The sequence below is a fragment of the Acidicapsa dinghuensis genome, assembly GCF_025685685.1.
In the GTDB taxonomy this organism is placed as follows: domain Bacteria; phylum Acidobacteriota; class Terriglobia; order Terriglobales; family Acidobacteriaceae; genus Acidicapsa; species Acidicapsa dinghuensis.
Genome location: NZ_JAGSYH010000004.1, coordinates 52,309 through 77,836, shown reverse-complemented (window position 1 = coordinate 77,836; position 25,528 = coordinate 52,309). Strand labels below are relative to the sequence as shown.

The following is a 25,528-nucleotide window of genomic DNA, read 5'->3' as shown; positions in this document are numbered from 1 at the left end:
CGGTGCCCGCAGATACAGAATCTATCTGGTGCGACCGACGCTTCGCGGTTTGAAATACGTGATTCTCTGACGCAGTATCGCACCAAAGCGCATTTATGCAATGGCCAATTGATTTTTAGAATCTACGATTTTAGTACTATGAGCCGCATTACTTAAGTGATGCAACCTGTAAAAACAATGTCGAAGTTTGGTTTCAATCACGAACATATCGTGTCCGTATTCGAACGCAATCGTCCAATTCCGATCAGCCTTTCTACAGCATCTTCTATTTAAGTGTTTTTGATTCATATATTTACCGTATTCATACGAGCCCCGCAACTGGCCGCAGGCTTGCAGCAATTACAGCCAGGTCTGCCGGAGGTACAAATGTCTGTATTGTTTTACGATTTGTGTTACGCATTGCGCCAAATCAGGAAAACGCCGGGCTTCGCACTCGTCTGCATACTGACGCTTGCCCTGGGCATAGGCGCCAATACAGCCGTTTTCAGCGTGATGAATGCCGTACTGCTGCGTTCGCTCCCGGTTGCCGACCCCTCGCGCGTTGTCTACCTGCGGCCCTCCAACCCTCCCCGCAACACTGGCACCATTGATACGGAGGAAACCGTCTCCTACCCTGTCTATGACGCCTTGCGCCGCACAAGCGGGGCGATCTCGCCCGTCATGGCCTACGTCCCGTTGTCGTCGGGCAAGGTAGCCGTTCGCTACGGAGCGCAGCCTGAGGAAGCCGAAGGCGAAATGGTCAGCGGAACCTTCTTTTCCGGACTAGGCATAAGCTTGACTCGCGGGCGTGGCTTTACTCAGCAGGATGAAGACAGCCACGCACCGCTCGCTGTCTTGAGCTACAACTACTGGACTCGCCGGTTCGCGCGCGATCCCGAAGTCCTCGGCAAGACTTTCTACGTCAATGGTGTTCCGCTCACAATAGTCGGCATCGCAAGCGAAGGTTTCGAAGGTGTCGAAAGCGGCCGTTCCGCCGATTTCTGGATTCCCCTACAGAGCCGTCAGGAATTGAACGCCTACGGCAATCCACCGGAAAACGGACACACCTACATCAACGATCCCACCTGGTGGTGCCTGCGGCTGATCGGCCGTTTGGCTCCCGGCGTTTCTCGAACCCAGGCAACTGCGCAACTGCAATCTGTCTTTCAAACTGCAGCCTACTTTGGTGCCGGCAATCCGCAACCGGGTGAGCACAGGCCCACGCTCAATCTCTCTGAAGCCAAAAGTTTTCCCGGCTACGAGAGCATGTACGGCGAGCCGCTTCGCATGCTCATGGCTATGGTAGGGCTGGTTCTGCTGATCGCACTCAGCAATGTGGCGATGCTACTGATGGCCCGCAACTCCACCAGAGTTCGAGAGTTCTCACTGCGCCTGGCCCTGGGTGCGAAACGTGGCGACCTCTTCCGCCAGTTACTCACTGAAAGCTTCTTATTGGTTTCCACGGGCGGCCTCCTGGCGTGGCTCTTTGCGTCCTCCGCTACTCGGGCGCTAGCCGCCTGGTCGCACATTGAGTCGAGCCTGGCTCCCGACGCTACTGTGCTTGCATTCACTCTTAGCGTCCTGGTTCTCGCTGCGTTATTTTTCGGTCTTGCTCCATTGCGAGTCGCGCTTTCCGCAGGCCCGGCGCAGGCTCTGAAAACGTCCTCATCCACGGCCAATACTGACGCCGGCAAATCACGCATGGGTAGGATCGTTGTGGCGGTGCAGATGACCTTCTGCGTTGTTCTTCTCGTGGGCGGCGGCTTGCTTGTGCGCACCCTTCAAAATCTCCAGAACATTCCTCTCGGCCTGAAGGTTGATGGACTCGTAGTCTTCGGCATCAAGCCCAACACGCAGACACTGGAACAGTCACGAGTGTTCTATCTTCAGCTTCTCGATAAAATGCGTGCGTTGCCCGGCGTTCAAAATGTAACCATCATGGAAGAGCGTCTCGGTTCCGGATGGTCCGATAACAGCGCTATGAAGGTCGACGGCAAATTACCAGACGTGCCCAACGGAGGCTCAAGCACGGTTCGCTCGAACGTTTCTGGTCCCGATTTTTTCACAACACTTGGCATCCCGGTCCTCTTCGGTCGTGACTTCAGCTCTTCCGATACAGCGACCTCACCACATGTCGCCATCATCAACGAAGAGTTCGCTAGACGCTTCCTGCCGGGGCAGAATCCGCTCGGCCACATCGTTAGTCCTGACGGCTTCGATTTCCCCATGACCATCGTCGGCGTGGTCAAGAATCACAAGTACCGCAGCATCGATGAAACACCAATTCCGATGGCCTGGGCGATGTATGCGCAGATCCCGGTGCTCGGCGAGATGCAAGTGGAACTACGCGTACATGGCGATCCACTCGCCATCTTGCCATCCGCAGGCAAAGCAGTCCGTCAGCTTGATCCCAATCTTCCTCTGATTGAACCCATCACGCAGCGGGCGCAGTATGACACTACTATCGCCCACCAGCTTTTGTTCGCCCGTCTTGCTGGCTTCTTTGGCCTGCTCGCAGTCGTACTTATCGCAACTGGTCTCTACGGCACGCTCTCCTATCGCGTGAACAATCGCACTGTCGAGATAGGCGTCCGCCTGGCAGTTGGCGCACAGCGTGGCCAGGTGTTGTGGATGGTGCTCCGTGACAGTCTTGTTCTCACAGCCATTGGCGTGGCCGCTGGCCTGCCATTGGCCTTGTTTGTTGGCAAGGCTCTAAAATCGGCGCTCTATGGAGTCACGCCGCTCGATAGCATCAGTTATCTTTCAGCCGCCGTGATCGTAACAATGGTCGCTATGGCTGCGAGCATAATTCCTGCACGCCGCGCTGCAACGGTCGATCCTCTAAAGGCTCTGCGCTCGGAGTAGATGCTCTGTATCCGGTCCAATCGCGCTGAGATCACTCACTCCTCAGCGCTTCTACCGGATCGACGCCAGCGGCCCGCCTGGCCGGCAGGAAACTGGCAAGCATGGCAAAGCAGGCAAGCACGACTGCAACACCAGCAAGTGTCTCTGCATCCCACGCCGCAACGCCAAACAGCAGCTTGCGCATCAGGGTAGCCGCGCCAAGCGAAGCGCCAACTCCGAGTGTGATACCAAACGCTGTCAGTAGTCCCGCTTCGCGCAGGATCATGCTGTACACCGATCCGCGCAGCGCACCCAGCGCCATGCGCACGCCAATCTCTCGCGTTCGCTGACTGACGGAATACGCAATTACGCCATATAGCCCCACTACACTCAATATCAACGCAATCCCCGCAAAGCCTGCCACAATCCACGCCGACGAGCGGTGCAGATACGTTGTAGGCGAGTCGTGAATCCGCTGCATCATCGTCGATGGTGGAAAGATCGCAAGTCCCGGATCGACGTGGTGGACGCCTTCCGTCATCTCACGCAGCACGCTCTCTTCGGATTGCGATGTCCTGACCACCAGCGCCAGGCCATTATCAGGATTCTGTTCGAAAGGCTGATAAAGTACTGCGCGGGGTGCCGCGTCCAGTTGCCCCTCCTGCACATCGTCCACCACCCCAACAATCTCGATCGGATGAACAGGCGAGTCACCGTCCCACGCGATGCGTTTGCCAACCGGATCTTCTCCTGCGAAGTACTGTCGCGCCAGTGTGGAGTTGATGATCGCTGTCAAGGGTTTCGATGCGTCTTCATCCGCGCGGAACGCGCGTCCTCGCGTGATTCGCGCTTTGAGCGTAGCGAAGTAGCTGGAAGTGATGCTTCTCCGTGTTACTTCCTGGTTCAGCTTGAGATATGGCCGATCAAGTCGATGAAAACTAGTGGCCCCATCTCCATCACCAAGAGGAAGTTGATTCGTGATCCCCGCAGAGTTCACTCCGGGCAGATGCGAAATTTCTTCGAACAACTTCCGCTCCAGCACAATCTGTTCCGCCTCTTTCTGATACGTATTGCCCACAGCAGCAACGCGCAGTAACGCCAGATGATCCGGCTCCATACCCGTGTCTGCGTGCAGCAATCGATACAGACTCTTGCCGAGCAGTCCTGCACCCACCAGCAGAACCATCGCAGTGGCGATCTCGATGACGACAAGATTTGCTCCGAAGCGCTTCCACAAGGTCCCCGCCGATCCGCGCGCTCCCTCTGATAAGTCTTCGCGTAGATCGCCGCGTGTGATGCGGAGATAGGGCATCCACGCAAACATCAGGCCAGCCGCGACGCAAATTACAGTCGAGAAAATGGCGACATGCAAATTCATGCCTGTCCCCTGTAGATACGGCATCGTCGCCAGCATATCTCTTGGTACAAACTGATGCAGAAGCCGCATTGCTTCTGTACCGAGCGCAATGCCCAAACTGCCACCCAATCCGGCAAGCAGCAGTCCTTCAATAACAAACTGCCTCATCAATCGCGAAGCCGAAGCGCCAAGAGCGCCTCGCACGGCAATCTCACGTCTGCGGCTCTCCGTTCGAACGAGCAACAGGCTGGCGACATTCATGCTCGCAATCAGCAAGAGCAAGCCAGCCCCTCCAAGCAATACCAGCAGAATCGGACGAATATTACCGAGAAATTCCTCCGTCAACGGAAACAGCGTAGCAACTCGTTCACGATTCGTGTCCGGATACACACCTTCCAGCCGCTCTGAAACTCCGTGAATATCGGCAGCGGCAGAGGCAAACGAAACGCCATCTTTCAGCCGCGCCACGCCAAAGTAATTATGGCAACCACGTTGTTTCTGACAAACGCCATCGGGATGCATCGTAGTCCAGTAGTCGGCAGGCTCAGCTAAAGCAAAATGAAACTCCTTCGGCAGCACGCCGATAATCGTCATCGCCTTGTCGTCAAATTGCAGCGTCTGTCCCAGCACATCCGCGCGGCCCCCAAACTTCCGCTGCCAGATGCCATAACTCAACAGCACGGTGGGTGGAGCAGAAGCCTCATCTTCTCCCGCATAGAAGCCTCGCCCAAGGACCGGCGTTACCCCAAGCATCTTTAGAAATCCCGCGCTTACCTCTGCTCCATCGGCTGGCTGTAGCCCTTGCGGTGTTCTCAACATGCCGATGCCCTGGGCGTAGATCTCCATATCTTCGAAGGAGTGATTCATCTTTTTCCAATCCACATAATCCAGATAGGAGAGATGAAACCGCGGACCGAGATTAATGCCTTCATACAACATCGCCAGCCGTGTCGGATTGGCATAGGGCAGCGGACGGATTAAAGCCGCATCGACAAATCCAAAGATCGCTACGCTCGCTCCAATGCCAAGCGCGAGAATCAGAATCGCAGTCAGCGCAAATCCACGGTTCTTGCGCAACTGCCGCAAAGCGAACCGAAGATCCTGTGCAACAGACTCAAATCGAAAGCTGACCATCTCTGTGCTTCGCTCCTTCAATCCTTCGGTGTTGCCAAACTGGCGTTTCGCAATGCGCCGCGCATCGGTCGACGCCACGCCTTCAGAGCGCAGATCGTGCTCCGTCTGCGCTCGATGAAACGCCATCTCTTCTTCCAGTTCGTTACGGTATTGCTCACGGCGAAGAAGATGCAGCAGCTTCGTGCTCATTTGCCTGAGTGTTTTCATCGTCTCTCCTGCATATTCCTATTCCGTGCGTAATGCCTCAGCAGGATCGACCCCTGCAGCGCGCCTGGCTGGTAGAAAACTTGCTAACAGCGCGAAGCAGCCAAGCAGCAGAGCCACACCTGTCAGGTTCTCGATGTCCCATGCAGCGACCCCAAACAGCAGCTTGCTCATCAGCGTTGCCACGCCCAGCGATGCGCCGACTCCCAGCGCAATGCCGAGCACAGTGAGCAGCCCGGCTTCACGCAGAATCATGCCGTACACCGATCCTCGCGGAGCTCCAAGCGCCATGCGTACACCGATCTCGCGCGTACGCTGGCTCACCGAATAAGCAATCACGCCGTACAATCCCACTACACCCAACAACAGCGCCAGCGCGGCAAATCCACCAACCAAATACGCCGCGGAGCGATGAATCGCGGCGGTCTGCGAGTCGTCGATCTGTTGATCCATCGTCGTAGGGTTCGATACCCCGATTCCCGGATCGATCTGATGTACCGTTGCGCTCAGCAGGGGTAGCATCGACTCCGGCGACTGGGACGTGCGCACAAGTACGACGATAAAGTCGCTGGGCTCTTGATACATGGGGTAATAGATCGCCGGAATCAACTCGGCGTCCAGTTGCGCTTCGCGCACATCTTCCACGACGCCGACAATCTCATGGAGAGAATCCTTCGAAAGATCAAGGCCCCCAATCTTCTTGCCGATAGGATCTTCATTCGGAAAAAACTGCTTCGCCAACGCGGAGTTAATGATTACGGTACGCGCCTTGGTTGAGTCTTCACTTTCCGTAAATTCACGGCCCGAGATGACCCGAGACCTCAGCATCTTGAAATAGTCCGGAGTCACATCGCGCTCTGGTACATCGTTGTGCTCGCCGTGCCAAGGATGCCCAAGAATCCGAAACCAGGTTGTATCGCATCGGCAAGTCAGTGGCGGATCGCTGGCGAGACCCACGGAAATTACTCCCGGCAAAGCTGAAATGCGGCGCATGAGTTCGTGATCGAGCTTGAGCGATTGCGGAGCTTTCCCATACGTAGCGTCGGGAGCTTGTACCGTGATCATCGCGAGGTGATCCGGCGCAAAGTGCAGGTCGACATGCAGCAGCTTATAAAAACTCTTCGAGAGCAGTCCCGCTCCTGCAAGTAAAACCATCGCCGTAGCCAGCTCCAGTACGACGAGGTTTGCCCCAAGACTGCGCCAGGAGCGCCCTGCATATCCTCGGCCGCCTTCCTGCAAACCATCGATCACGCGACCGAGTGGCAATCGCAACAGCGGCGTGATGGAAAACAACGCCGCAGCTAAGACCGCAAGCAACATGGCAAACAGCACGCAGTGCAGGTTCAGGTGCAGGCCTTGCAGGTAAGGCATCGAGTCCAGTGCAGGTTTAGGGAGAAGGCTAGTCAGCGCTTGCATCCCGAAACCTGCCAGACATAAGCCCAGTAAAGTGCTGAGCGCAACCAGTGCCGCTCCCTCAGTCGCGAACTGCCCGATCATGCGCGATCGAGAAGCCCCAAGTGCGCCGCGCACCGCCATCTCGCGCTTTCGGCTTTCCGCTCGGACCAGGACCAGGCTCGCAACGTTGATGCAGGCGATCAACAACAACAGCGTTGCTCCGCCCAGCAGTACCAGAAGCACTGGCTTGATGTCCCCGGTGATCACTGTGGCGAGCGGAAGCACAATCGCGCCCTGGCCGAGATTCGAGTCGGGATATTGCAGTTCCAACCGTGCCGCAATTGCTTTCATATCCGCATCAGCGGTTGCAACAGAAGCATCGTCATTGAGCCGGCCGACTCCGTTCAGGTCGTGGCAGCTGCGTCTCTGCTCACACCCCGTCGGATCATGAAGAGTCATCCAGAAGTCTGCACGTCCTTTGGGAGCGAACTGAAAATCCGGCGGCAAGACGCCAATGATCGTGTACGTGCCACTATCCACCGTCAAAGATCGGCCAATCACGCTGCGGTCGCCGTTAAAGCGGTTCTGCCATGTTGCGTAGCTCAACAAAGTTGTTCGCGGTTTATCGGGAGCACTCTCGCCCGGATAGAAATCGCGGCCCAATATCGGCTTCACGCCGAGTGTGTGAAAGAAACCATCGCTTACACGCGCTGCGGGCACCGGCTCGGCGCCTGCAGGCGTGGGCAGCAGAATTCCACCTCCCGTCCAGACATCGAGCGATTGGAAGACGCGATTCTGTTTCTTCCAGTCGAGATAATCCTGGTAAGAAAGATTGCAATGAGGGCACGCGGTCGATGTCTCATATACGCCCATCACACGATTCGGATTGCTATAGGGAAGAGGCTTGATAAGCGCACCGTCTACGAATCCGAAGATCGCCACGCTCGCGCCGATGCCCAGCGAAAGTATGGCAATCGCGGTCAGCGCAAATCCCGGATTCTTTCGCAATTGCCGGAACGCAAATTGCAGGTCCTGGATCACCGCCTCAAAGCGAAAGCTGACGACACTCGTGCTGCCGTTCTTAAGCTGTTCTGCATTGCCAAACTGTCGCATTGCCGCGCGCCGCGCATCGGATGGTTTCATGCCGGAGGAGCGTAGCTCCCGCTCCGTCTCAACTCGATGAAACGCCATCTCCTCGTCGAGTTCGCTGCGATAGCGCTTTCGCCAGATCAAAGCTTTAAGTCGTTGAAAAAATCCCGACGCCCAGTCCATAGACACGTCCTCCATGCGATTCATCTTGCTGTCCTCGCAGCAATCGATCGCGTTCTCTATTCCGTTCGCAAAGCTTCCACGGGATCGACAGAAGCTGCTCGCAGCGCTGGCCGCAGACTAGCCGGCAGCACAGGCAGGAGCAGTAAAAGTATGGCAACCGTAAGGATGATTGGATCGTTCGGCTCAACTCCGTAGAGTTGGCTTTGTAGCAATCGAGCCAACAACAGAGTGGCGATAATGCCTCCACAGAGACCAAGCCCTGCGGATATCATCGTGCGCCGTAAAAAGAGCAGGGAAATCTGAGGTCGCGTTGCCCCCAGTGCCATGCGCACGCCAATCTCTCGCTTGCGTTGCGCGACCGAATACGACACCACTCCATAAATCCCGACGCACGCCAGCAGCAGTGCAATCGCCGCAAAGGAAGCTAACAATGCCATATTCAGACGAGGCTGCGCAACAACTTTGTCAAGCAGCTCATCCATCATCTTTACGTTTGCAATGGCTTGTCGCGGATCGGCTCGATGCGCTATGTCGCGAATTTCCCTCGCAAGCTGATCGGCAGGCAGATTGGAGCGCACCACAAATGACCGCTCGACAACGCCCTGATCGTCATCCATCGGGAAATAGACCTCAGGCCCAGGCGCCTGCCGGATAGAGCCCGACGTTCCGCGTATATTGCCAACCACGCCGATAATCTCAAATGATTGAGTGCCTATAATCAGGTGCTTCCCAACGGGATCGCCCGCAGGCAGATATTGCTGCGCCAGAGCCTGGTTCACCAAAACTGGTGTCTGTTGAATGTTGTAATCCCGCGCTTCAAACCCGCGTCCAGCGACAATCTTTGTCTCCACAGCATTGAGATAATCGCCGCCAATATGCCTATCTTCTGCATTGATCGCAGGCTTATCGGGAATGCGTGGAAGCCAGTCGGCGTCGAAGTTGCTGCGCAAATGCCAGTCCGTCGTTGGCAGCGCATCGATCTGCCCAACGGCATTCACTCCCGGCAGTGTCGAAATATCTTGTTGCGTGGTGCTGAAAAATTGGTGAATCTCGGCGGGTTTCGCATTCCATGGCAGGTTCGCCGAAAACGTGAGCACATGCTCCGGATCAAATCCAAACGGCGTCTTCATCAGCTTCCACAGCGACTCCGCCAGCAGGCACGCACCCACCAGCAACATCAACGACAGGCCCACCTGCACAGCGATAAAGACGCTACGCGCACCGGTGCCTGCCGATCCTGCTATGCGCGCCTCACCGCTTTGCAAGGCCCCGGCAAGATCTCTCCGCCGACTCTGCCACACCGGAGCGAGCCCAAAGCCGATTCCCGCAACAATCGACAACGCCAGTGCAAAGCACATCACAGGCCACTGCAAATAGCTTCCGTTTTGTAGAGCGAATATTCCCGGCAGCTTCGCTGTAACAACTCGCACCACCACCAGAGCTCCGGCAACCCCAAGCACTCCGCCAGTCAACGCCAGCAATACGCTCTCAGCAAGCAGTTGGAGCACAATCCGTCCATCCGAAGCTCCCATTGCGCGCCGTAACGCTACCTCGCGTGCGCGCACAGTAGCACGCGATAAAAGCAGATTCGCCACATTGATGCACGCAATCAGTAACAGCGTTGCAGCCGCGAGCAGCAGCACAAGAAGGGCCGGCTTCGCAGAGCCATAGATACTGTCGCGCAATGTTTCGCTCGAGAACCGCCATTCACCATCGGTCGGTGCATATTCCTGCTGCAACTGGTGTCCGATCGTTCCTAACTCGGCTTCCGCCTGTTGCTGCGTCACGCCATCCTTTTGCGTTGCGCCGTTTCTGATCCGTGCATAAACATTGACGAAGCGTGTCCCATCACCTCTGTACCCGCGAAACTGCCCAGGTGCAAAATGCGATGGCCGCCACAGATCAATTCCGCTCGGAATCTGAAAGCTCTGTGGCATCACGCCAACGATCGTAGCTGCCTTCTGATCCAGCAACACAGGTTTGCCGATCACGCTTGCGTCGCCGCCAAACCACTGTTGCCAGGCTCCATAGCTCAACACCACAGCGTCCGGCGCATTCGGCAGGCAGTCGGAATCGCCAAACGTTCTGCCCAGCAACGGCTGCACTCCAAAGAGATTCCAAAACGACCCGCTCGTAGTTGCTGCCTTCGCCGCCAGCGGCATTTGCCCGGCCGGAATCATCGTCGGATGGTCGAAGTAGAAGTAGGCCATGCGCTCAAATGCGTGACTCCTTGCCGCCATATCGAAGTATCGCGGCAGTCCCACTAATCCGCCGTTTGAGCGCCCATGTGCTCTCTGATCCTCAATATGTAAAATTCTGCCTGCATTGCGATACGGTAGATTGCGCAGCAGTGCCTCGTATACAAGCGAATACATCGCCGTAGTCGCTCCGATGCCAAGAGCCAGCGTCACCACCACCGTGATCGCAAACCCCGGCGACCGCAACATCTGCCGCACTGCATATCGCACGTCTCGCCACAGATTCTCTATCCGGAATGACACCATCTCATGGCTCTGTTCTCGCAGCTTCATCTCATTGCCAAACTGCCGCTGCGCCGCGTGGCTCGCCTCCAAACGCGAAAGCCCATCCATTTCCAAATCGCGTTGCGTTTGCTCCCGATGAAACGTCATCTCTTCACGCAATTCGTCATGAAACCGCCTTCTTCCCAACAGCAATGCCAGCTTGCGGAACAGTCGCATCTCCAGCCTCCGCCTACGCTTCCTGATCCTGCAGCACGCGCCCAATCGCGGCGATCATGCGCTCAAACTCAGAGACCTCAAGCCCCAGCTGTTTCCGTCCTTCAATCGTCAGCGTGTAGTAGCGAGCCCGCCGGTTGGTCTCCGTCATCTTCCACTCCGCTTTTACCCATCCCTGCAGCAACAACCGCTGCAGCGCGGGATAAAGTGATCCTTCTTCCACCGTCAGCACATCGTCCGAGATTCGCTTGATGTGCTGCGCAATTCCATACCCATGTAACGGCGCGCGCGTCAGCGTCTTCAAGATCAGCATGTCCAGGGTGCCGGGCAGTAAGTCGGGTTTCTTAGCCATGTTTTGAATATATAGATAAACTATGGATAGAAAGTCAATGGAGAAAATCTCTCCAGTTTTTGCGCACAAAAAAACAGCCAGGCGTAATGCCCGGCTGCTGGCTAAATTTTGCTTTGAATTGCAAGTGTCTGACTGGAGTGGCTACCGGAGCAGATCCTCCAACGCCGCGCTCAGCTCCGTCTTCTCGTCGCGGTACTTCACAATCACCGGAGCGTAGAGGCTCAATCCCCACTCTGCTCCTTTGCCGCGGCTCACCGCTCGCGACCCCGGCACCACCACCGCATTCTCAGGAATAATCAGCGGCAACTCAGCTGTCGCGCGCAATGTCTCGCCCGTCACCAGGTCAAATACTGGCGTGCCCCGCGTCAAAATCGTACCAGCAGCAAGCACCGCCCCTTTGCGTACGATGGTGCCTTCATAGACGCCCGAATTCCCACCAATCAGTGCATCGTCTTCGATGATCACCGGACTGGCATTCACCGGCTCCAGCACGCCGCCAATCTGCGCCGCGGCGCTAAGGTGTACACGTTTGCCGATCTGGGCGCAGCTTCCCACCAGCGCGTGAGAATCCACCAGCGACCCTTCATCCACATAGGCGCCGGTATTGACATACATCGGCGGCACGCAGATCACGCCGCGCGCTACATAAGCCCCAGCCCGCACGCTCGACCCGCCCGCAACAATGCGCACGCCGTCCTCCGGCTTAAACCGCCGTAGCGGAAAGGTGTTTTTATCTATCAGGGAAAGACCCACGCCAGGCAACTCGGTGAGTACCCCAAGCTTGAATCCCAGCAGTATGCCCTGCTTCACCCAGGCATTTACCCGCCATCCCGTCGGACTGGCGGCATCAGGTTCGGCTGAACGCAATTGGCCCTTTTCGAGCGCGTCGCGCAACTCAACAAAGGCCTCTAGCGCTTTGGCTTGCAGTGAAAAATCAGTGGCTAGTTCAGGGTGGGAAAAGAAATGCTCAATGGCTCGCTGCAATGGAGGAACGTTCATCTCCTCCCAAGTTTAACAACTTATGCCGGGCCGTTCGCCTTCGCTCCGGTACATGTTCGGCATCGCGTTGCCGGCGATCCAGCAAAACCACAGACCGTGCAGGCTGGTTCGCAACGACGGTAGGAGTTGCTTTTACGTCCTCCGCTGCAACCGCCCGCTCGGCCTCTTCCTTGCTCATCAGTTGCAGGCGAAAAGCACGTCCATCTTCCAGCGGAACCAATACAACCGGAGCCGATTTGCCGCTCAGCTTGCCACTTGTTCGCTTTGCTTCAAGCCACAGGCTCAAGCGCTGATCGTGAATCACAGGCGAGTCACTCCAGAACGCAGGTTCCAGAGTGCAGACAATGCGGAGATGATCAAGCTCCAGTTCAACAGCTTCGAGCCCGCGAGGAAAATGTTCCTGAACATTCAGCACGCCGATGTGCAGTCCAACGATTCCTCTGCTGTCAGGGTGCTTCTCGTGCGTTCGGACTACCATAATCCACCTCCGGAGAGCCCAAGTGTGGAGTTGATGTCGAGTGAAATGAAGGGAAAATATCGTAACTGGCCGGACTTATCGACCGTCGTCTGTAAGCTGCCCCCAAACAGACTGTATGACTGTTATATACACAAGTAACACGAATTGAGTGTTACTGCGCCTTCAAAAGCAAAGAAAAGGGCGAGAATTTCTCGCCCCTTGAGTACCTTTTTCATACCTTCTAAGCTTTCGTTCGATATCAAACTCTCCAAAATAAGGAATGGAAACGTTACCCTGAAAATCCGACCGGATAAGGCGTTGTTCTTACTTCATTGTGACCGATCGGAATAAGCCGGAAAGCATGTTCGCCCGCGGGCATCAAAGCCAGCGGAGCCGGCTTCGATGCAAGCTTTCCGCTCATTCGTTTTGATTCGAGCCAGCAGACAAGTCGTTCATCGTCGATCTCCGGCTCACCTGCCCAGAACTCTGGTTTGAGATTACATACGATGCGGAGATGATCCAGTTCCAACTCCACAACTGGCACTTCGGGCGGGAAAAACCGCTGCACATTGCCGTCACCCACATGCAACCCCGTCGTCCTTCTGCGCTGATTTGCTACTTGAACGACCATACTCAACCTCTCGGTGCTTCAACTCTGAGAACATTGCACACTGCACAACCCAGCTACAGGACATGGTCCGGGTCGTACTGTCGGGTGAACCAGACTTCGTGCTCCAGACCGGCTTAGCAAGCCAGGAGATCTCACACACTCTCTTGTGAGGACACACGAAACAGAAGAGCCCCTGATCTTCTGCACTCCATTCAACGCCTCACTGCCCCGGTCGCGGAAGCAGGTATTAAGCGTTAACTGGAGTTGCCGTGACTAGAATTGCCGTCGCTTGTATTTACAGCCCCTCGTGTATGGTTACCCCAACATCCTTTGGATGCGGCCATGACACGAAATGGGTACTTGAGTTTTTAGGATTTTGCAGAGCGCGTAATGTCCCGGAGAACCAGCGATGGAAGGGATGTGTGCCCGTTCCTTAAGTAATCATCGGCGCGCCTGCTTGCAGCATGAGCAGACGCCTGAGCGGCCTCTGGTCATGCTGCAAGAAAGAGCTGAAGGTAATCCGTGGGGAACCAAAAAGCCGAAGTAATTCTCAAAACATCCGCATATCGCCCTCAGGCAACGGAGCCTCACGCAACAATCCAAGCTCACCCGCGAGGCGCTCCAGCCGCTGCCGCACCGCCCGGTCCGGCTTTACCAGCGGAAGCCGCACCGTAGCATCGCAACGCCCCATGAGGCTCAGTACCGTCTTCACCGGCCCGGGATTCGACTCCCAGAAGTTGGCGTCGAACAGCCGCATGTATTTGCGCTCGATCTCCCGCGCCAGCGCCCAATCATTCCTGAGCGCCGAGCGCACCATCCGCCCAACCTCTGCCGGAGCCTCATTTGAGGCCACGCTGATCAGCCCGTCAGCTCCTACGCCAATCGCTCCAAGCGCCAGGTTGTCATCACCACAGAAAACCTTAAAATTCCGCGGAGCCCAGTGCGCCAGCGTCGCAATCTGCGGAATCTTCCCGCTCGACTCCTTCACCGCCGTCACATTCTCCAAATCCCCAGCCAGCCGGACCACCGTCTCCGGCTCAAGATTCGTTCCCGTCCGCCCTGGCACGTTGTACAGCACCACCGGCAGCGGATGCACCGTCTCCGCCAGCGCCCGGAAGTGCAGATACTGCCCCTCCTGCGTCGGCTTGTTGTAGTAGGGATTCGCCGACAGCACCGCATCCAGCCCGCGCACCCGCGACAGCTTCTCCGCCAGCCGCACCAATTCGCGCGTCGAGTTATGCGTGCACCCCGCCCACACCGGAACCCGCCCAGCGGCAGCCTCTACCACCGTAGTCACGACAGACAACCATTCGCCCTCATCCAGCGTCGCAGCCTCGCCAGTCGACCCGCAGGCCACCAGAAAGTCGATTCCCGAGTCGATCTGCCAGTTCACCAGCGCCACCAGCGCCCGGTCATCGACCGATCCATCGCTCCGGAAAGGAGTTATCAACGCTGTGCCGCAACCCGTCGTCTGCATGTGTCCAGTTCCTCTTTTACAAGTCTTTCAGTCAGTCCAAGGCTGAGTGTATACCGCTGAGATGGGTCGCGTGTTTAACGCGGGCAGGGAACAAAGCCCGGCTCAACGGTGTCTACCCTACCAGTGTCCCTCAGTCCTCGCTGGCGAAAGCGAATTCGAACAGCAGCCCTTGCATTTGCCGGGGTTGTTGCCTTGCTCTTTGTTCTGGTTCAGTTCCAGCAATACCTGCTCCGCTGGCGCGCCGAGCGTCTGCTCTCCGACATTCGCACAATCCAGATGGGCAAAAGCACCTGGGCCGACGCGCAACAGCTCATGTACCGATGGGGCAAGTGGGGCAGATATGAAGGCACTTGCGCCGCCGAGCGCTGCAGCTATCAGATCGAATTAGACGAGCGATTATCTTCGTCACTCGTTGGCTGCTGCAGAAAACTTCTCGTGATCTACTACATCTTCGGTGGCCGGGATGCGGCGGTGGTAGCACGATTCGATGTGATTCAAGGGCAAATCTGGGCGAAGGATTTTGTGCTTGTGATGGGAGTATTTGAGGGAACGCTACCCGATGATGATCGCGAGTACATGCTTTCTGGCTCCGCAACTACTAGGTGGCGGGTACGCGATTTTCGTTGGCAGAATCCTCGCCACCCCGAGTACGTTGTTGACCGGCCAGATGCATGTACGGGAGGCTGTGAAGAAATCAACGCGCGCTACACACCATTTGCCGATCCTGTCGAAGTCAATCAGTTAATGAGCTTCAGTCTGGACTGCATCACGCGCCTGGTCACGTGTCGCCACCGCGAAGACATCATGCCGAGCGTGTCCAGGCAGATGGCCGAGGAAAAATTGCAGTTTGACGCGGCGTTGAAGGCTGGCTATCGCCCATACGATTGGTGTGTTTCCGATCCTGCTTTCCTTGGAAGAGATCGAGCTAACGTCGCGCTCGCCCGAGTTGTCGCTATTACCCAGAATGAGTATGAAGAAGAAGGCAGGTTTGATCTGCATCTCGAACTGGTAAGTCGCCTCAAACGAGCAAGTTTTTGGAAAGAGGGAACTGTTCGCGAGACCAATGTGTCTAGAGTCATCGTCGATCCTGTTAGGCAGGGTTCTCAGCCGGCGCAGCTCGGCCAGACTCTATTGCTTGCCTTTGAAACGCCTACAATGGCCGAATCGCGTCCCTATCTCGATCTGACCCCTTGCGATCTTCTGCTTCCAACTCCAGAAAATCTCACAGCCGTCAAACGTGGCATCGCAGAAGATTTCTTTCCGGAAGAAAGACTGGTCTGGCCATAGCGAAGGCTCCATAGTTCGTTAGATTTAACTAAGATTGTTCCACCAGTCGATGAATCGAGCACGGCTCCTCCGTGCTCCACGCATACTCCCCATTCGGCTGAGCATCCAGAATCTTCCGGTCCGCATCCTCATCTGGCTTCGACAGCGGCACTAATCCCCGCCAAAGCAGCTTCCACTGCGCCCGCTCTGCAATCACGTCATGGCACTCATCATTCGCATACAGCAGATCGAGCATCCCCGGCCGCGCAGCAAAGCTTAGCTCCATCCGCCTCAGCATCAGCTTCATCACCGCATCGCGAAAAGGATTGAACAGATAAGCCACGCAGGGTCCGGCAGGGAAGTCGAACTCCGTAATATCGGCTTCGACCATCCGTATCGGAGCCCGCGCCTTCCGCGCAGCGCCCCATTTGGCGACGTTCTTCTGTCCAATCGCCACCAGGTCCGGATGCAACTCGATCCCAATCACCTCGCGAAACGGCAGCCGCGAAGCCAGCAGCATCGCCCGTCCCATTCCCGCCCCAATATCGATAAACGTATAATCCTCAAGCGGCGCACGAGGCCTGGTGCGTAGCCACAGATCCAGCAACTGCTCCACCACTGACGGAGCAATGCCGTAATAAGCAGTCGTGTGTTTGTCGTTGCGATGGCCGGTCGTAAGATGCTGCCCCAGCACCAGCCCGCTGGTCTGTACCCCATGCTCTACGTCAAAGGGATGACGTAGAAACCCCTCTCTTACGCGCAGCCCGGGCAAAAGCTTCTTCCGACCCATCTCAGCTTCGCGCCCTTCCCCTGGAATCTGCCTTCCGCAAACACCACCACCGGGGGGCCCCATTCATTCGGCGTACTTTGTCGAATGAGTGGGATACGACTCTCGTCCGCATCCCCACACCTTCCGCTTTTGCCTCCGCCGGCGTCTACACTTGATCGAAGATATCGCGGAAGTCCCAGACACCCTTTTTGCTGCCAACCCACTCCGCAGCCTTCACCGCGCCTTCGGCAAACGCGCGTCGGCTCAGAGCTTCATGGCGCAGTTCAAAGACGTCAGTTTCGCACCGAGCCTTGACCACGTGAATCCCCACATGGTCGCCCTCCCGCTTCGAAGCAATCTCCACATCCGCGTCAGGGCGAACGTCTGTGATCACTTTCTTAAGCGACAAAGCTGTTCCCGACGGAGCATCCAGCTTAGCCGTGTGATGTGTCTCTTCAATGTGGAAGCGGAATCCGTCCAGCTTGGCAAGCTGCCCCGTTAGCCGGAACAGTTCCTGCACACCCTGCGAAAAGTTGCTGCCATAGACCAGCGCGCCCTCTTTGCGAGCGGCCAGGGCCTTCATCTCATCCAGCTTGTCCAGCCAACCCGTCGTGCCCACAACGATACGTCCACCCAGAGCCAGGCATGCGCGCATGTTCTCCACAGCCGCTTCAGGATTGGTGAAGTCAATCGCCACATCAATCTGCGCCAGTGTCGGAGCCGTCAGCGCTCGCGCACCTTGGTTCTCGTGAAAATCCAGCACTCGCACCGAGTGTCCACGCTCTCGCGCCACCTGCGCCACCAGACTTCCGGTTTTCCCCTTGCCCAGTACCAGCATCAACATCAGCGTTCTCCCCAGACCGCATGCCTGAACCGAAGGATGCGTAACTTATTGGACCGATGAAGCCGACTTGCGCGCTTCCACATCGAAGATCTCAGGATCGGGAGTCTGGAAGAACGCCGCATGCAGCGAGCGAATCGCTTCTTCCGCATCTTCCTCTTCGATCATGAAGCTCATGTTGATTTCGCTTGCCCCCTGCGAAATCATGCGTACGTTCACATGCTTCACCGCCGCAAACACCTGTGCGGCAATCCCGTTCTGGCCGCGAATATCTTCACCGACAAGGCACACCAGCGCCTTCTTGCCCTCATACTTCACGTCCGCCAGTTTACCCAAGTCGTCCGCAATCGCCGGCAACTTATCGGTTGAGTCGACCGTGAGAGAAACACTCACTTCGCTGGTCGAAACCATGTCAACAGGGCATTGATGCTTGTCGAAAATATCGAAGATGGCCTTCAGATACCCATGCGTCATCAGCATGCGGCTCGCGACTACATCAATGATCGAGAGCCGCTTCTTCACCGCAATGCTTTTGAACGGGCTCTTGCAATGCGGAGCCAGCGAGATGATCCGCGTGCCTTCGTTTTCAGGATTCTTCGAGTTCAGCACCAGCACCGGAATATTTCGCCGCACCGCTGGCAAGATCGTGGCCGGGTGCAACACCTTCGCACCGAAGTAGGCAAGCTCTGCTGCTTCTTCAAAGCTGATCACCTTCACTCTCAGCGCGTCCGGGCAAATGCGAGGATCAGTCGTCATGATCCCGTTCACATCCGTCCAGATCTCGATCGCCTCCGCATGCATCGCGCCGCCGATGAGTGCGCCCGTGAAATCCGAACCGCCGCGTCCCAGCGTCGTAGTAATGCCCGCCTCATTGCTGCCAATAAATCCGCCCATCACCGGCACGCGTCCCGCATCTGTATGCGGTTTCACATGCTCCGTACATCGCTCCTCGATCAGGTCATCCAACGGAACGGCCTTCTGATACTGAGAGTCCGTGATCACCACTTTTCGCGAATCGACGTGTACAGCATTGATCCCAAGCTCCTGAAACGCCTCTGCGATCATCGCGCTCGACAGCCGCTCACCATAGCTGACAATGAGATCGGAAATACGCGGCGTTAACTCCAGAATCGCCGCCAGCCCGCGCAAAACTTCATCCAGCGCGTCAAATTCGCGTTCCACCCAGTTCTGTAACTCAGCCGTTTTTGCCGAACCCTTCACCAGCGCCGCAGCCGTATCCTTGTGCCGGCTCCGCAACCGCGCGCTGATGCCCAGCGCTCCCACGCGGTCGCCACGGCTCGCCGCAGCCGCGCAAGCCAGCAACTGATCCGTCACCTTAGCCATCGCAGAAACCACAACCACGGGCTTTTTCCCGGCTGCGACTCTTCCCGCGACAATGTTAGCGGTTCGTGAAATGGCCGCCGGATCTTCCACCGACGTGCCGCCGAACTTCATCACTACCAGGCTCATCCAGCGTTCCTATCGTCTTAACCGCAACCAAAGACTCGTTCCCGCACGCCCGGAATCACAGGCACACCGGGACTCACCAAACTCACTTGCCTCACGATCAGGCGCGTGCGGCCGCTTCCGCCACCGGCTCCAGCTTGCCTAGGCTCAGCAGCAGCTCAGCATTCACAATGGCTGCTCCCGCAGCCCCGCGAATCGTGTTGTGCGAGAGCACCGTTAACTTCCAGTCGAGCAATCCGCAAGGCCGCAGGCGGCCCACTGAGGCAGCCATGCCGCGTCCGCGGTTCTTGTCCAGCCGCGGCTGCGGGCGATCCTCCGCCGCAATCCACTCCACCGGCTGCTCCGGAGCCGTCGGCAGATGCTGTCCTGCGAGTGGCTTGAACTCAGCCCACGCCTCCAGCAGATCTTCCTTCGTCGCCGGTCTGCCAAGCTTATTGCCCAGCTTGATCGAAACCGACTCCGTATGCCCATCCTCGACAGCCACACGGTTGCAGTGCGCGCTCATCCGCGCTGCCAATGGCGCAATGTGTTCGCCGTCCAGGCTGCCGAGCAGCTTCAGAGTTTCCTCTTCCATCTTTTGCTCTTCGTTCTTGATGTAGGGAACGACATTACCCAGAATGTCCATCGACGGCACGCCCGGATATCCCGCGCCGCTCACCGCCTGCATCGTTGTCACAAAGATCTGTTCGATGCCAAAGCGCTCCTCGATCGGCTTCAGCGCCAGCACCAGCCCAATCGCCGAGCAGTTCGGATTCGTCACAATATAGCCACCCGACTCCTTCCGCCACTCCTGATCCTCGATCAGGTGCAGATGATCCGCATTCACTTCCGGAATCACCAGCGGCACATTCGGATGCATCCGGAACGCGCTCGAATTCGACACCACAGCGCAGCCAGCCGCTGCAAACTTCGGCTCCAGCTCGCGGGCAATGTCCGCATCCAGCGCCGCAAAGATAATCTTCGGCGCACCAGCCCCGTCTTTCGAGTAAGGCTCGGCCGGCGAAATCGTCATCTTGGCGATGCGCTCAGGGCACGGCGTGTCGAGACGCCATTTGGCTGCTTCTTCATAGCGCTTGCCGCTCGAGCGGTCGCTCGCCGCAAGCCACGTAATCTTGAACCACGGATGGTTTTCAAGAAGCTGGATAAACCGCTGGCCGACCATTCCGGTCGCGCCAAGGATGCCGATTTCATGCTGATTTTGCATAATGTTGAACCCTCCAGTGTACAGGAGAGCGAGGGTTCAAGATGAGATACAACGCCCGATAAGTATCGGAATCCGCCAACAGCAACGCGATAAAGCAGGGAAGTCCCGCATTGGAATCGTTGCCACCGCCGTGCAAAATTTTGCGTAAGAAACGCTTTGACTCAGTACGCATTTTGCGATGGCACAGCTTTACAGGCTGCGGAAAACTCATGAGATGGTTTGCTTTGAAAGGGCACGACTTCAGTCGCGCCTCTAAATTCAATAAAGTCGATGGGCTTTAGCCCCTGAGGGATGCTGTCTCTTCGGCTGACAGCTTAATCAGAGCTTCGTTAGGGACTCAGTTCTTCCGCTTACCCTCGCGCGTCAGCAACTGCTCCAGCTCTTCCTTGAACTCGCGCACATCCTTAAAGTCCCGGTACACACTGGCAAAGCGGATATAGGCCACCGTATCCAGCGTCTTCAGTTCATCCATGATTCGCGTACCAATCTCAGCCGTGCTTCGTTCCCGCTCCGGAGCATCCATCAGATAGCTCTCCGTCGCATCCACAATTGCCTCAAGCTGGCTGGCCGAAACCGGCCTCTTCTCACACGCACGCAGCAACCCGCTCAGCACCTTGTGACGCTCAAACTTCTCCCTGCGGCCATCTTTCTTGACCACCATGTACGGGATCTCATCGATGCGCTCGTAGGTCGTGAAGCGCCGCTCGCACTTTTCGCACTCCCGCCGTCGCCGAATCGAATCCGCTTCTTTGCTCTCGCGGCTGTCAACCACCCGGTCCTGGGTAAACCCGCAGTAAGGACACTTCATCTTGCAGCCATTCTATTCATTACGCGGAGTTTCGTCTCTGCGTGCCCGCAACGCGGAGCATGAGCAATTACGCTTCTTCAACGGCCGGCGAAGGATCGGTACGCGCCTCGACATCCTCAGCCGCGTGCTCGCTCTCCGTAGCAACCTTGCGCAGGTTCACGTTCTCAAACTGCGCCCAGATCAACCCCACCGGGACAATGCCCAGGAAGGTCACCGCCAGCAGCATCACCGCGCAGGCAGTAGACGCCTCGATAGACGAGCCAAGAATGCCCGCGAGCGCCGCCGCCACCGCCGCAATCTGCGTAAACCATCCCAACACCGGCAATTGGAAAATACTGGCGCCTCCGCTGACGATCATCAGCAGAACGCACTTGGAAGGATCGATTCCGGCCAGTTGCGGGCTCGCTTGGAACGACTGGCAGGTTACAAAGTACGCTACCGTGATCAGCCCCCACATCGCCAGCGAAAGTGCGGCAGTGATAAGGAAATCCGACCACGACCGCATCGTGTCCAGGCCCGAGCGGAAAGTTCGGATATTCTCGCCGATTGCCACGCCCAGCTTTTTTGAAAAAATACCGAAGGTCCGTTCGCAGAAGCTGGCGAAGACTCCGCCACCGATGCGCACCGCTGCCAGAAACGCCACGCCCAACGCCGTCAGCACTATTCCGCCGAAACGTGCAGCCAGTGGCATCAGGTGAGGAAAACGCGTAGCAAGCGAAGCCATCATCTTCGAGTGGCTCATCGCGCGCAGCATCTCGTCCTGCGGCACCCAGAGCATCGCAATCGAAAAGATCAGCGCCATTGACCCGCTATCAAAGAGCCGTTCAACGATATAGACGGCCACCTGCGAACTGATAGGCAAGGAAGTCTTTTTCGAAGTCAGATACGGTCGCACCAGATCGGCTACACGGCCAATCAGTGCCACCGAGGTAAATCCGATGACCTGTGTTCCCACCAGCGAAAAGAGCGGCACGCGTTTGTTGTGACGGATCAGCATCGCCCAGCGCACGCCCCGAAAAACGTAGCCCAGATAGATGCATCCAAGACCAATCGCAATCTTCGTCCAGTTGACTTGTCTCAGTTGTTCACGCAGCAGCGCAAAATTGAAGCCGACATGTCGGTAGGCCCAAATGCCAAAACCGATCAACGCCACAAAAACGACAATGCTGATGATTAGCTTCTTCGATTTCACCGCGATCCCATCTCAATGCCGCTAACATTCATGCGACGCGCCGCCAGCCGCCGGTTAAACTCCCGCACCACCCGCGCCACATATGCCCGCGTCTCGTGATACGGCGGAATTCCGTGATACCGGTCCACAGCTTCTGGCCCTGCGTTGTAAGCCGCCAACGCCAGCGGAATATTGTCGTGGTAGCGCGTCAGCAGCCCATCCAGATAGGCCGTACCTCCACGCACATTGTCTTCAGCCGAGAAACTGTTTTCTACGCCTAGTTGCTGCGCTGTTGCAGGCATCAACTGCATCAGCCCCCGTGCTCCCGTGCGGCTCACAGCGCGTGTATGCCCGTCGCTCTCAGCCTTTACCACGCTCGCCAGCAGATCCGCATCCACGTTATGCTCCGCCCCCGCCTTTGACAGGATCGGATGCAGATCCGCAGCATTCAACCGCTCAGGCTCGTAAGCAGGAGCAACAGGGACGCTCTTCAGCGGCCCAGCCGGCTTCGCGACAGCAGGCATCGTTCCCAACGGTAGATCGGCCACCGTCTCCACATTCGCTACCGAACCCGCGTCTACTTCGAAATAGTCTGTCCCCTGCCGTTCCAGAAACACGCGCATCCGTCCGTCCGCCACCGTGTAATGGTCGCAGACCACATCAAACCCATTACGGAAAGTAATACGCTCAGCCGCCCGCGCCGCGTTAGGCAAGCTGGCAAATAGCGTCAACACTAACCCCGTTACCCGACCGGCCCGGAGCGCAGATCTCGCGCATTTCATATGTAAATCCAGCAGCATAGCGGCTCGTGTCATCCAAGAGTAGCAGAGCTTTGCGTAGCAATCGCCTTTTCCAGCATCACCGCCACGCCGTCCTGAGAGTTTGGCGGGGCAATCGTCCATCCACGCTCGGGAGCCATCGCCCGCAACTCCTCCGTCGCATTGCCCATAAGCACGCCCACCCCTGCCCAGTCCAGCATTGCCTCATCATTCCAGTTATCGCCAATTGCCATTGTTTCTTCGCGGGCAATTCCCAGCCGCTTCGCCAGCCTCTCCAGTGCATATCGCTTCGAAACTCCCTTCGGCAGCAGGTCCAGAATCGATAGATCGCTCCCCGGATACGCCGTCCGCACACACTCAAATTGTTCAGTCCACTCGCTTTCAGCCAGCAGCCGCTCAGCCTCAGCCATCTCGGCAATCGTCCCCGCCGCCATACCCTGAATCAGGTCCACATCATCGCCCAGCGCATTCTCAATCGGGTTCACTTCCTGAATCGCCGTCTGGTTCGCCTCAACCCACTTCGACAGTCGTCCCGTCACCATTACCAGGTCTTCCACGATCAGGTCCGGCTTCTCCGTCTTATCCAGCGTGAAGACCAGCAGCCCGATCCCCCGCAAAATCCCGCAAAGCCCTCGCGCAATCCTCGGCTCCAGCCGCGTGCTGTCAATCCGCTCTCCTGAAAAACTTCGCGTCACAGCACCATTCGACGTAATCAGAGGTGCATCCGCTCGCAATCCCACCCCAGTCAGCAGCGGAGCCGTAAAAGCCTGCCGCCTGCCCGTAGCAATCGCCACCACAATTCCGGCATCCTGCGCCTCGCGCAAGGCCCGCTGATTCCGTTCGCTCACCACCGTCGAAAAATCCGGCAGCAGCGTGCCATCCATGTCAATTGCAACTAGCCGTACCGGGCGCACAAGCCCTTCGCTCGCCTGTGCAGGGGGAAGTAAAGAAGATGCCATATACCTTAAGTTTACCTGTCCGTGAATTAGCCGGGATGAACTCCATATAAAGAACCGCCGCCGTCTTCTCAAAAAATCTCATCCAATACAAGCATCCTGATAAAAATCAAACAGATACAAGCCATCCAATCCGGAGGTATATCCTCAAATCGTGCTCCGTGTCTGCCAGCAGTGCCACACCGAAATCGCCGATACCGCCCTCGCCAATTGCCCGGGCTGCGGCGGCAATCTCGTCACCCATCCCGGGCCAAATCTCGATGATCCCGGTCTACCCCCCCGCGAGACCGATCATCGCGGCATTCTTCTGCCACGACGCCATCCCGTCGGCGGCGTCATCACACCCCGCTGACGCATTTTCCGAATTTGTGTAGACCGAAGCCGCGACACTTAAGTGGATTTTTCCTTAAGAAAAATCCATCTGCTAACACTTTCGTAAAGTTCACAGTAATTCGGAAAATGCCTTAATCCCATTCCTCCCAATACTTACGCCCACGCCAGCGTCCATTCCCGGACAAAGCAGTCCGTCCACGGGCATTCCATCACCCACGCCTGAAACCTGCCGGGTCTTTAAGTCATCTATTTGTTATCGGTTGCGTCCAACTTACTGATTGGCACGCCACGTGTAATTGAAATGGCGTGGCCGGTATCCTCTCCGGCTGCCAAGGATCAAATGAAATGCGTTTTCTAGCTTCTTCTTTTGCTGAACGGCTCCGCAGACACCGTCGCGTTACGACGACTGCGGCTGTCTTTGTTTTTCTCTTATTGTCTTCATGGATTGCGTCGCCACGTCAGACCAAAGAAGCTGGCCGCACCTTGCTTTGCTCTGCCAAGGGTAATCTTTCTTGTGATCGCACTCTTACTAAGGGCATGTTTGACCCCCATCGTCACGTAGTCCCTGTGGACCGCATCGTCACCGGGGCTCTTCGACTGGCCTCATCGCTTTAAGCCCTCCCCATCAAAAAATTGGGCCGGTGATCTCTTTAGTCACCGGCCCAAAGTCATTTCAGAGAACCATCAGGATGTTGCCGCTTCCTATTTGGACCCACTTCCGGCAGCAGCACCTCCACCCTTCGACAGGCTGCGGACGTAAATCACCAGATTCCATATATCGTCGTCTTTCGCGCGTGCTGGTTCCTCAGGCGGCATCTTGTCCTTGCCTTTGCGGATGACGTCAAAAATCACTGCGTCACTCTGATCTGCCAGCGACTTCGGATCGGTCAGATCACTCAGCGTTAACTGCATGTCCTTCGCCAGGTCGGTCTTACCGTCACCCGATTCTCCATGGCACAGAGCGCAGTCCATGTTGTACAGCTTCTTAGCCTTGGCCTGTGACTCAGCTGTGGCTTTGACAGGGTTGCCCTGGCCCGTCACTCCAGTCGCAGACGGTTCGGAAGGTTGCCAAGCGGCACTGCCAGGGTTGATGGCAGGCGCGGCTCCGAACAGGATCACCGAAGCAGCGAGCAGCAGAGATTTGACCATAGCGGCCTC

The 25,528-nt window shown here is 56.8% G+C and carries 19 protein-coding genes; 2 read left to right on the top strand and 17 right to left on the bottom strand.

What is annotated here, in order from left to right; translation table 11 throughout:
• Positions 1–366 precede the first annotated feature (366 nt).
• Positions 367–2,844, top strand: coding sequence for an ABC transporter permease (locus OHL22_RS11320; protein WP_263337091.1), 2,478 nt, complete (start codon positions 367–369; stop codon positions 2,842–2,844).
• Between the two features lie 31 nt (positions 2,845–2,875).
• On the opposite strand, the gene OHL22_RS11315 is transcribed toward OHL22_RS11320, so the two are convergent.
• The 8 genes from OHL22_RS11315 to dapA form a co-directional block, all read right to left on the bottom strand.
• A complete protein-coding gene (locus tag OHL22_RS11315) occupies positions 2,876–5,521 on the bottom strand; it encodes an ABC transporter permease (protein ID WP_263337089.1) in 2,646 nt (881 codons plus the stop codon).
• Positions 5,522–5,539: 18 nt separating this feature from the next.
• Entirely contained in the window at positions 5,540–8,209 is a 2,670-nt protein-coding gene (locus tag OHL22_RS11310) for an ABC transporter permease (RefSeq protein WP_263337087.1), read from the bottom strand.
• 32 nt (positions 8,210–8,241) lie between these two features.
• Entirely contained in the window at positions 8,242–10,884 is a 2,643-nt protein-coding gene (locus OHL22_RS11305) for an ABC transporter permease (RefSeq protein WP_263337085.1), read from the bottom strand.
• Positions 10,885–10,897: 13 nt separating this feature from the next.
• The gene (locus OHL22_RS11300) at positions 10,898–11,233 is read right to left on the bottom strand and encodes a PadR family transcriptional regulator (RefSeq protein WP_263337083.1); all 336 of its coding nucleotides are present in this window, start codon (positions 11,231–11,233) and stop codon (positions 10,898–10,900) included.
• Between the two features lie 141 nt (positions 11,234–11,374).
• On the bottom strand, positions 11,375–12,232 hold the full coding sequence (locus tag OHL22_RS11295; protein WP_263337080.1) for a 2,3,4,5-tetrahydropyridine-2,6-dicarboxylate N-succinyltransferase: 858 nt from the start codon (positions 12,230–12,232) through the stop codon (positions 11,375–11,377).
• Positions 12,201–12,710, bottom strand: a complete 510-nt coding sequence (locus tag OHL22_RS11290) for a hypothetical protein (protein WP_263337078.1) — start codon at positions 12,708–12,710, stop codon at positions 12,201–12,203. The genes OHL22_RS11295 and OHL22_RS11290 overlap by 32 nt, the downstream gene beginning before the upstream one ends.
• 268 nt (positions 12,711–12,978) lie before the next feature.
• Positions 12,979–13,320: a hypothetical protein gene (locus OHL22_RS11285; RefSeq protein WP_263337075.1), complete on the bottom strand. Its 342-nt coding sequence runs from the start codon at positions 13,318–13,320 to the stop codon at positions 12,979–12,981.
• A gap of 529 nt (positions 13,321–13,849) precedes the next feature.
• Entirely contained in the window at positions 13,850–14,776 is a 927-nt protein-coding gene (gene dapA / locus OHL22_RS11280) for a 4-hydroxy-tetrahydrodipicolinate synthase (protein ID WP_263337071.1), read from the bottom strand.
• 192 nt (positions 14,777–14,968) lie between these two features.
• Between dapA and OHL22_RS11275 the strand changes: the two genes are divergently transcribed.
• Entirely contained in the window at positions 14,969–16,063 is a 1,095-nt protein-coding gene (locus OHL22_RS11275) for a hypothetical protein (protein WP_263337069.1), read from the top strand.
• Between the two features lie 28 nt (positions 16,064–16,091).
• Here OHL22_RS11275 and OHL22_RS11270 read toward each other — a convergent pair whose 3' ends face one another.
• From OHL22_RS11270 to OHL22_RS11230, 9 genes are all read right to left on the bottom strand, one after another.
• Complete coding sequence (locus OHL22_RS11270; protein WP_263337067.1) at positions 16,092–16,832, bottom strand: class I SAM-dependent methyltransferase; 741 nt, start codon at positions 16,830–16,832, stop codon at positions 16,092–16,094.
• Between the two features lie 145 nt (positions 16,833–16,977).
• Positions 16,978–17,655 (bottom strand): 4-hydroxy-tetrahydrodipicolinate reductase, encoded by a 678-nt coding sequence (locus OHL22_RS11265; protein WP_263337063.1) that lies wholly within the window; start codon positions 17,653–17,655, stop codon positions 16,978–16,980.
• 45 nt (positions 17,656–17,700) lie between these two features.
• Positions 17,701–19,122 (bottom strand): lysine-sensitive aspartokinase 3, encoded by a 1,422-nt coding sequence (lysC, locus tag OHL22_RS11260; protein WP_263337060.1) that lies wholly within the window; start codon positions 19,120–19,122, stop codon positions 17,701–17,703.
• A gap of 97 nt (positions 19,123–19,219) precedes the next feature.
• Positions 19,220–20,323: an aspartate-semialdehyde dehydrogenase gene (gene asd / locus OHL22_RS11255; protein ID WP_263337057.1), complete on the bottom strand. Its 1,104-nt coding sequence runs from the start codon at positions 20,321–20,323 to the stop codon at positions 19,220–19,222.
• A 337-nt stretch (positions 20,324–20,660) separates the two neighbouring features.
• Positions 20,661–21,131 (bottom strand): transcriptional regulator NrdR, encoded by a 471-nt coding sequence (nrdR, locus tag OHL22_RS11250; protein ID WP_263337054.1) that lies wholly within the window; start codon positions 21,129–21,131, stop codon positions 20,661–20,663.
• 67 nt (positions 21,132–21,198) lie between these two features.
• A complete protein-coding gene (locus OHL22_RS11245; protein WP_263337051.1) occupies positions 21,199–22,323 on the bottom strand; it encodes a lysylphosphatidylglycerol synthase transmembrane domain-containing protein in 1,125 nt (374 codons plus the stop codon).
• Positions 22,320–23,084: a lytic transglycosylase domain-containing protein gene (locus tag OHL22_RS24940; RefSeq protein ID WP_317890895.1), complete on the bottom strand. Its 765-nt coding sequence runs from the start codon at positions 23,082–23,084 to the stop codon at positions 22,320–22,322. The genes OHL22_RS11245 and OHL22_RS24940 overlap by 4 nt, the downstream gene beginning before the upstream one ends.
• Before the next feature lie 29 nt (positions 23,085–23,113).
• Positions 23,114–24,040 (bottom strand): Cof-type HAD-IIB family hydrolase, encoded by a 927-nt coding sequence (locus OHL22_RS11235; RefSeq protein ID WP_263337049.1) that lies wholly within the window; start codon positions 24,038–24,040, stop codon positions 23,114–23,116.
• Between the two features lie 1,032 nt (positions 24,041–25,072).
• The gene (locus OHL22_RS11230) at positions 25,073–25,519 is read right to left on the bottom strand and encodes a c-type cytochrome (protein ID WP_263337047.1); all 447 of its coding nucleotides are present in this window, start codon (positions 25,517–25,519) and stop codon (positions 25,073–25,075) included.
• Positions 25,520–25,528: the final 9 nt, after the last annotated feature.

Coding starts and splice junctions, on each gene's coding strand:
- OHL22_RS11320 (WP_263337091.1), top strand. CDS start 367: ATGTCTGTATTGTTTTACGATTTGTGTTACGCATTGCGCCAAATCAGG.
- OHL22_RS11315 (WP_263337089.1), bottom strand. CDS start 5,521: ATGAAAACACTCAGGCAAATGAGCACGAAGCTGCTGCATCTTCTTCGC.
- OHL22_RS11310 (WP_263337087.1), bottom strand. CDS start 8,209: ATGAATCGCATGGAGGACGTGTCTATGGACTGGGCGTCGGGATTTTTT.
- OHL22_RS11305 (WP_263337085.1), bottom strand. CDS start 10,884: ATGCGACTGTTCCGCAAGCTGGCATTGCTGTTGGGAAGAAGGCGGTTT.
- OHL22_RS11300 (WP_263337083.1), bottom strand. CDS start 11,233: ATGGCTAAGAAACCCGACTTACTGCCCGGCACCCTGGACATGCTGATC.
- OHL22_RS11295 (WP_263337080.1), bottom strand. CDS start 12,232: ATGAACGTTCCTCCATTGCAGCGAGCCATTGAGCATTTCTTTTCCCAC.
- OHL22_RS11290 (WP_263337078.1), bottom strand. CDS start 12,710: ATGGTAGTCCGAACGCACGAGAAGCACCCTGACAGCAGAGGAATCGTT.
- OHL22_RS11285 (WP_263337075.1), bottom strand. CDS start 13,320: ATGGTCGTTCAAGTAGCAAATCAGCGCAGAAGGACGACGGGGTTGCAT.
- dapA (WP_263337071.1), bottom strand. CDS start 14,776: ATGCAGACGACGGGTTGCGGCACAGCGTTGATAACTCCTTTCCGGAGC.
- OHL22_RS11270 (WP_263337067.1), bottom strand. CDS start 16,832: ATGGGTCGGAAGAAGCTTTTGCCCGGGCTGCGCGTAAGAGAGGGGTTT.
- OHL22_RS11265 (WP_263337063.1), bottom strand. CDS start 17,655: ATGTTGATGCTGGTACTGGGCAAGGGGAAAACCGGAAGTCTGGTGGCG.
- lysC (WP_263337060.1), bottom strand. CDS start 19,122: ATGAGCCTGGTAGTGATGAAGTTCGGCGGCACGTCGGTGGAAGATCCG.
- asd (WP_263337057.1), bottom strand. CDS start 20,323: ATGCAAAATCAGCATGAAATCGGCATCCTTGGCGCGACCGGAATGGTC.
- nrdR (WP_263337054.1), bottom strand. CDS start 21,131: ATGAAGTGTCCTTACTGCGGGTTTACCCAGGACCGGGTGGTTGACAGC.
- OHL22_RS24940 (WP_317890895.1), bottom strand. CDS start 23,084: ATGAAATGCGCGAGATCTGCGCTCCGGGCCGGTCGGGTAACGGGGTTA.
- OHL22_RS11235 (WP_263337049.1), bottom strand. CDS start 24,040: ATGGCATCTTCTTTACTTCCCCCTGCACAGGCGAGCGAAGGGCTTGTG.
- OHL22_RS11230 (WP_263337047.1), bottom strand. CDS start 25,519: ATGGTCAAATCTCTGCTGCTCGCTGCTTCGGTGATCCTGTTCGGAGCC.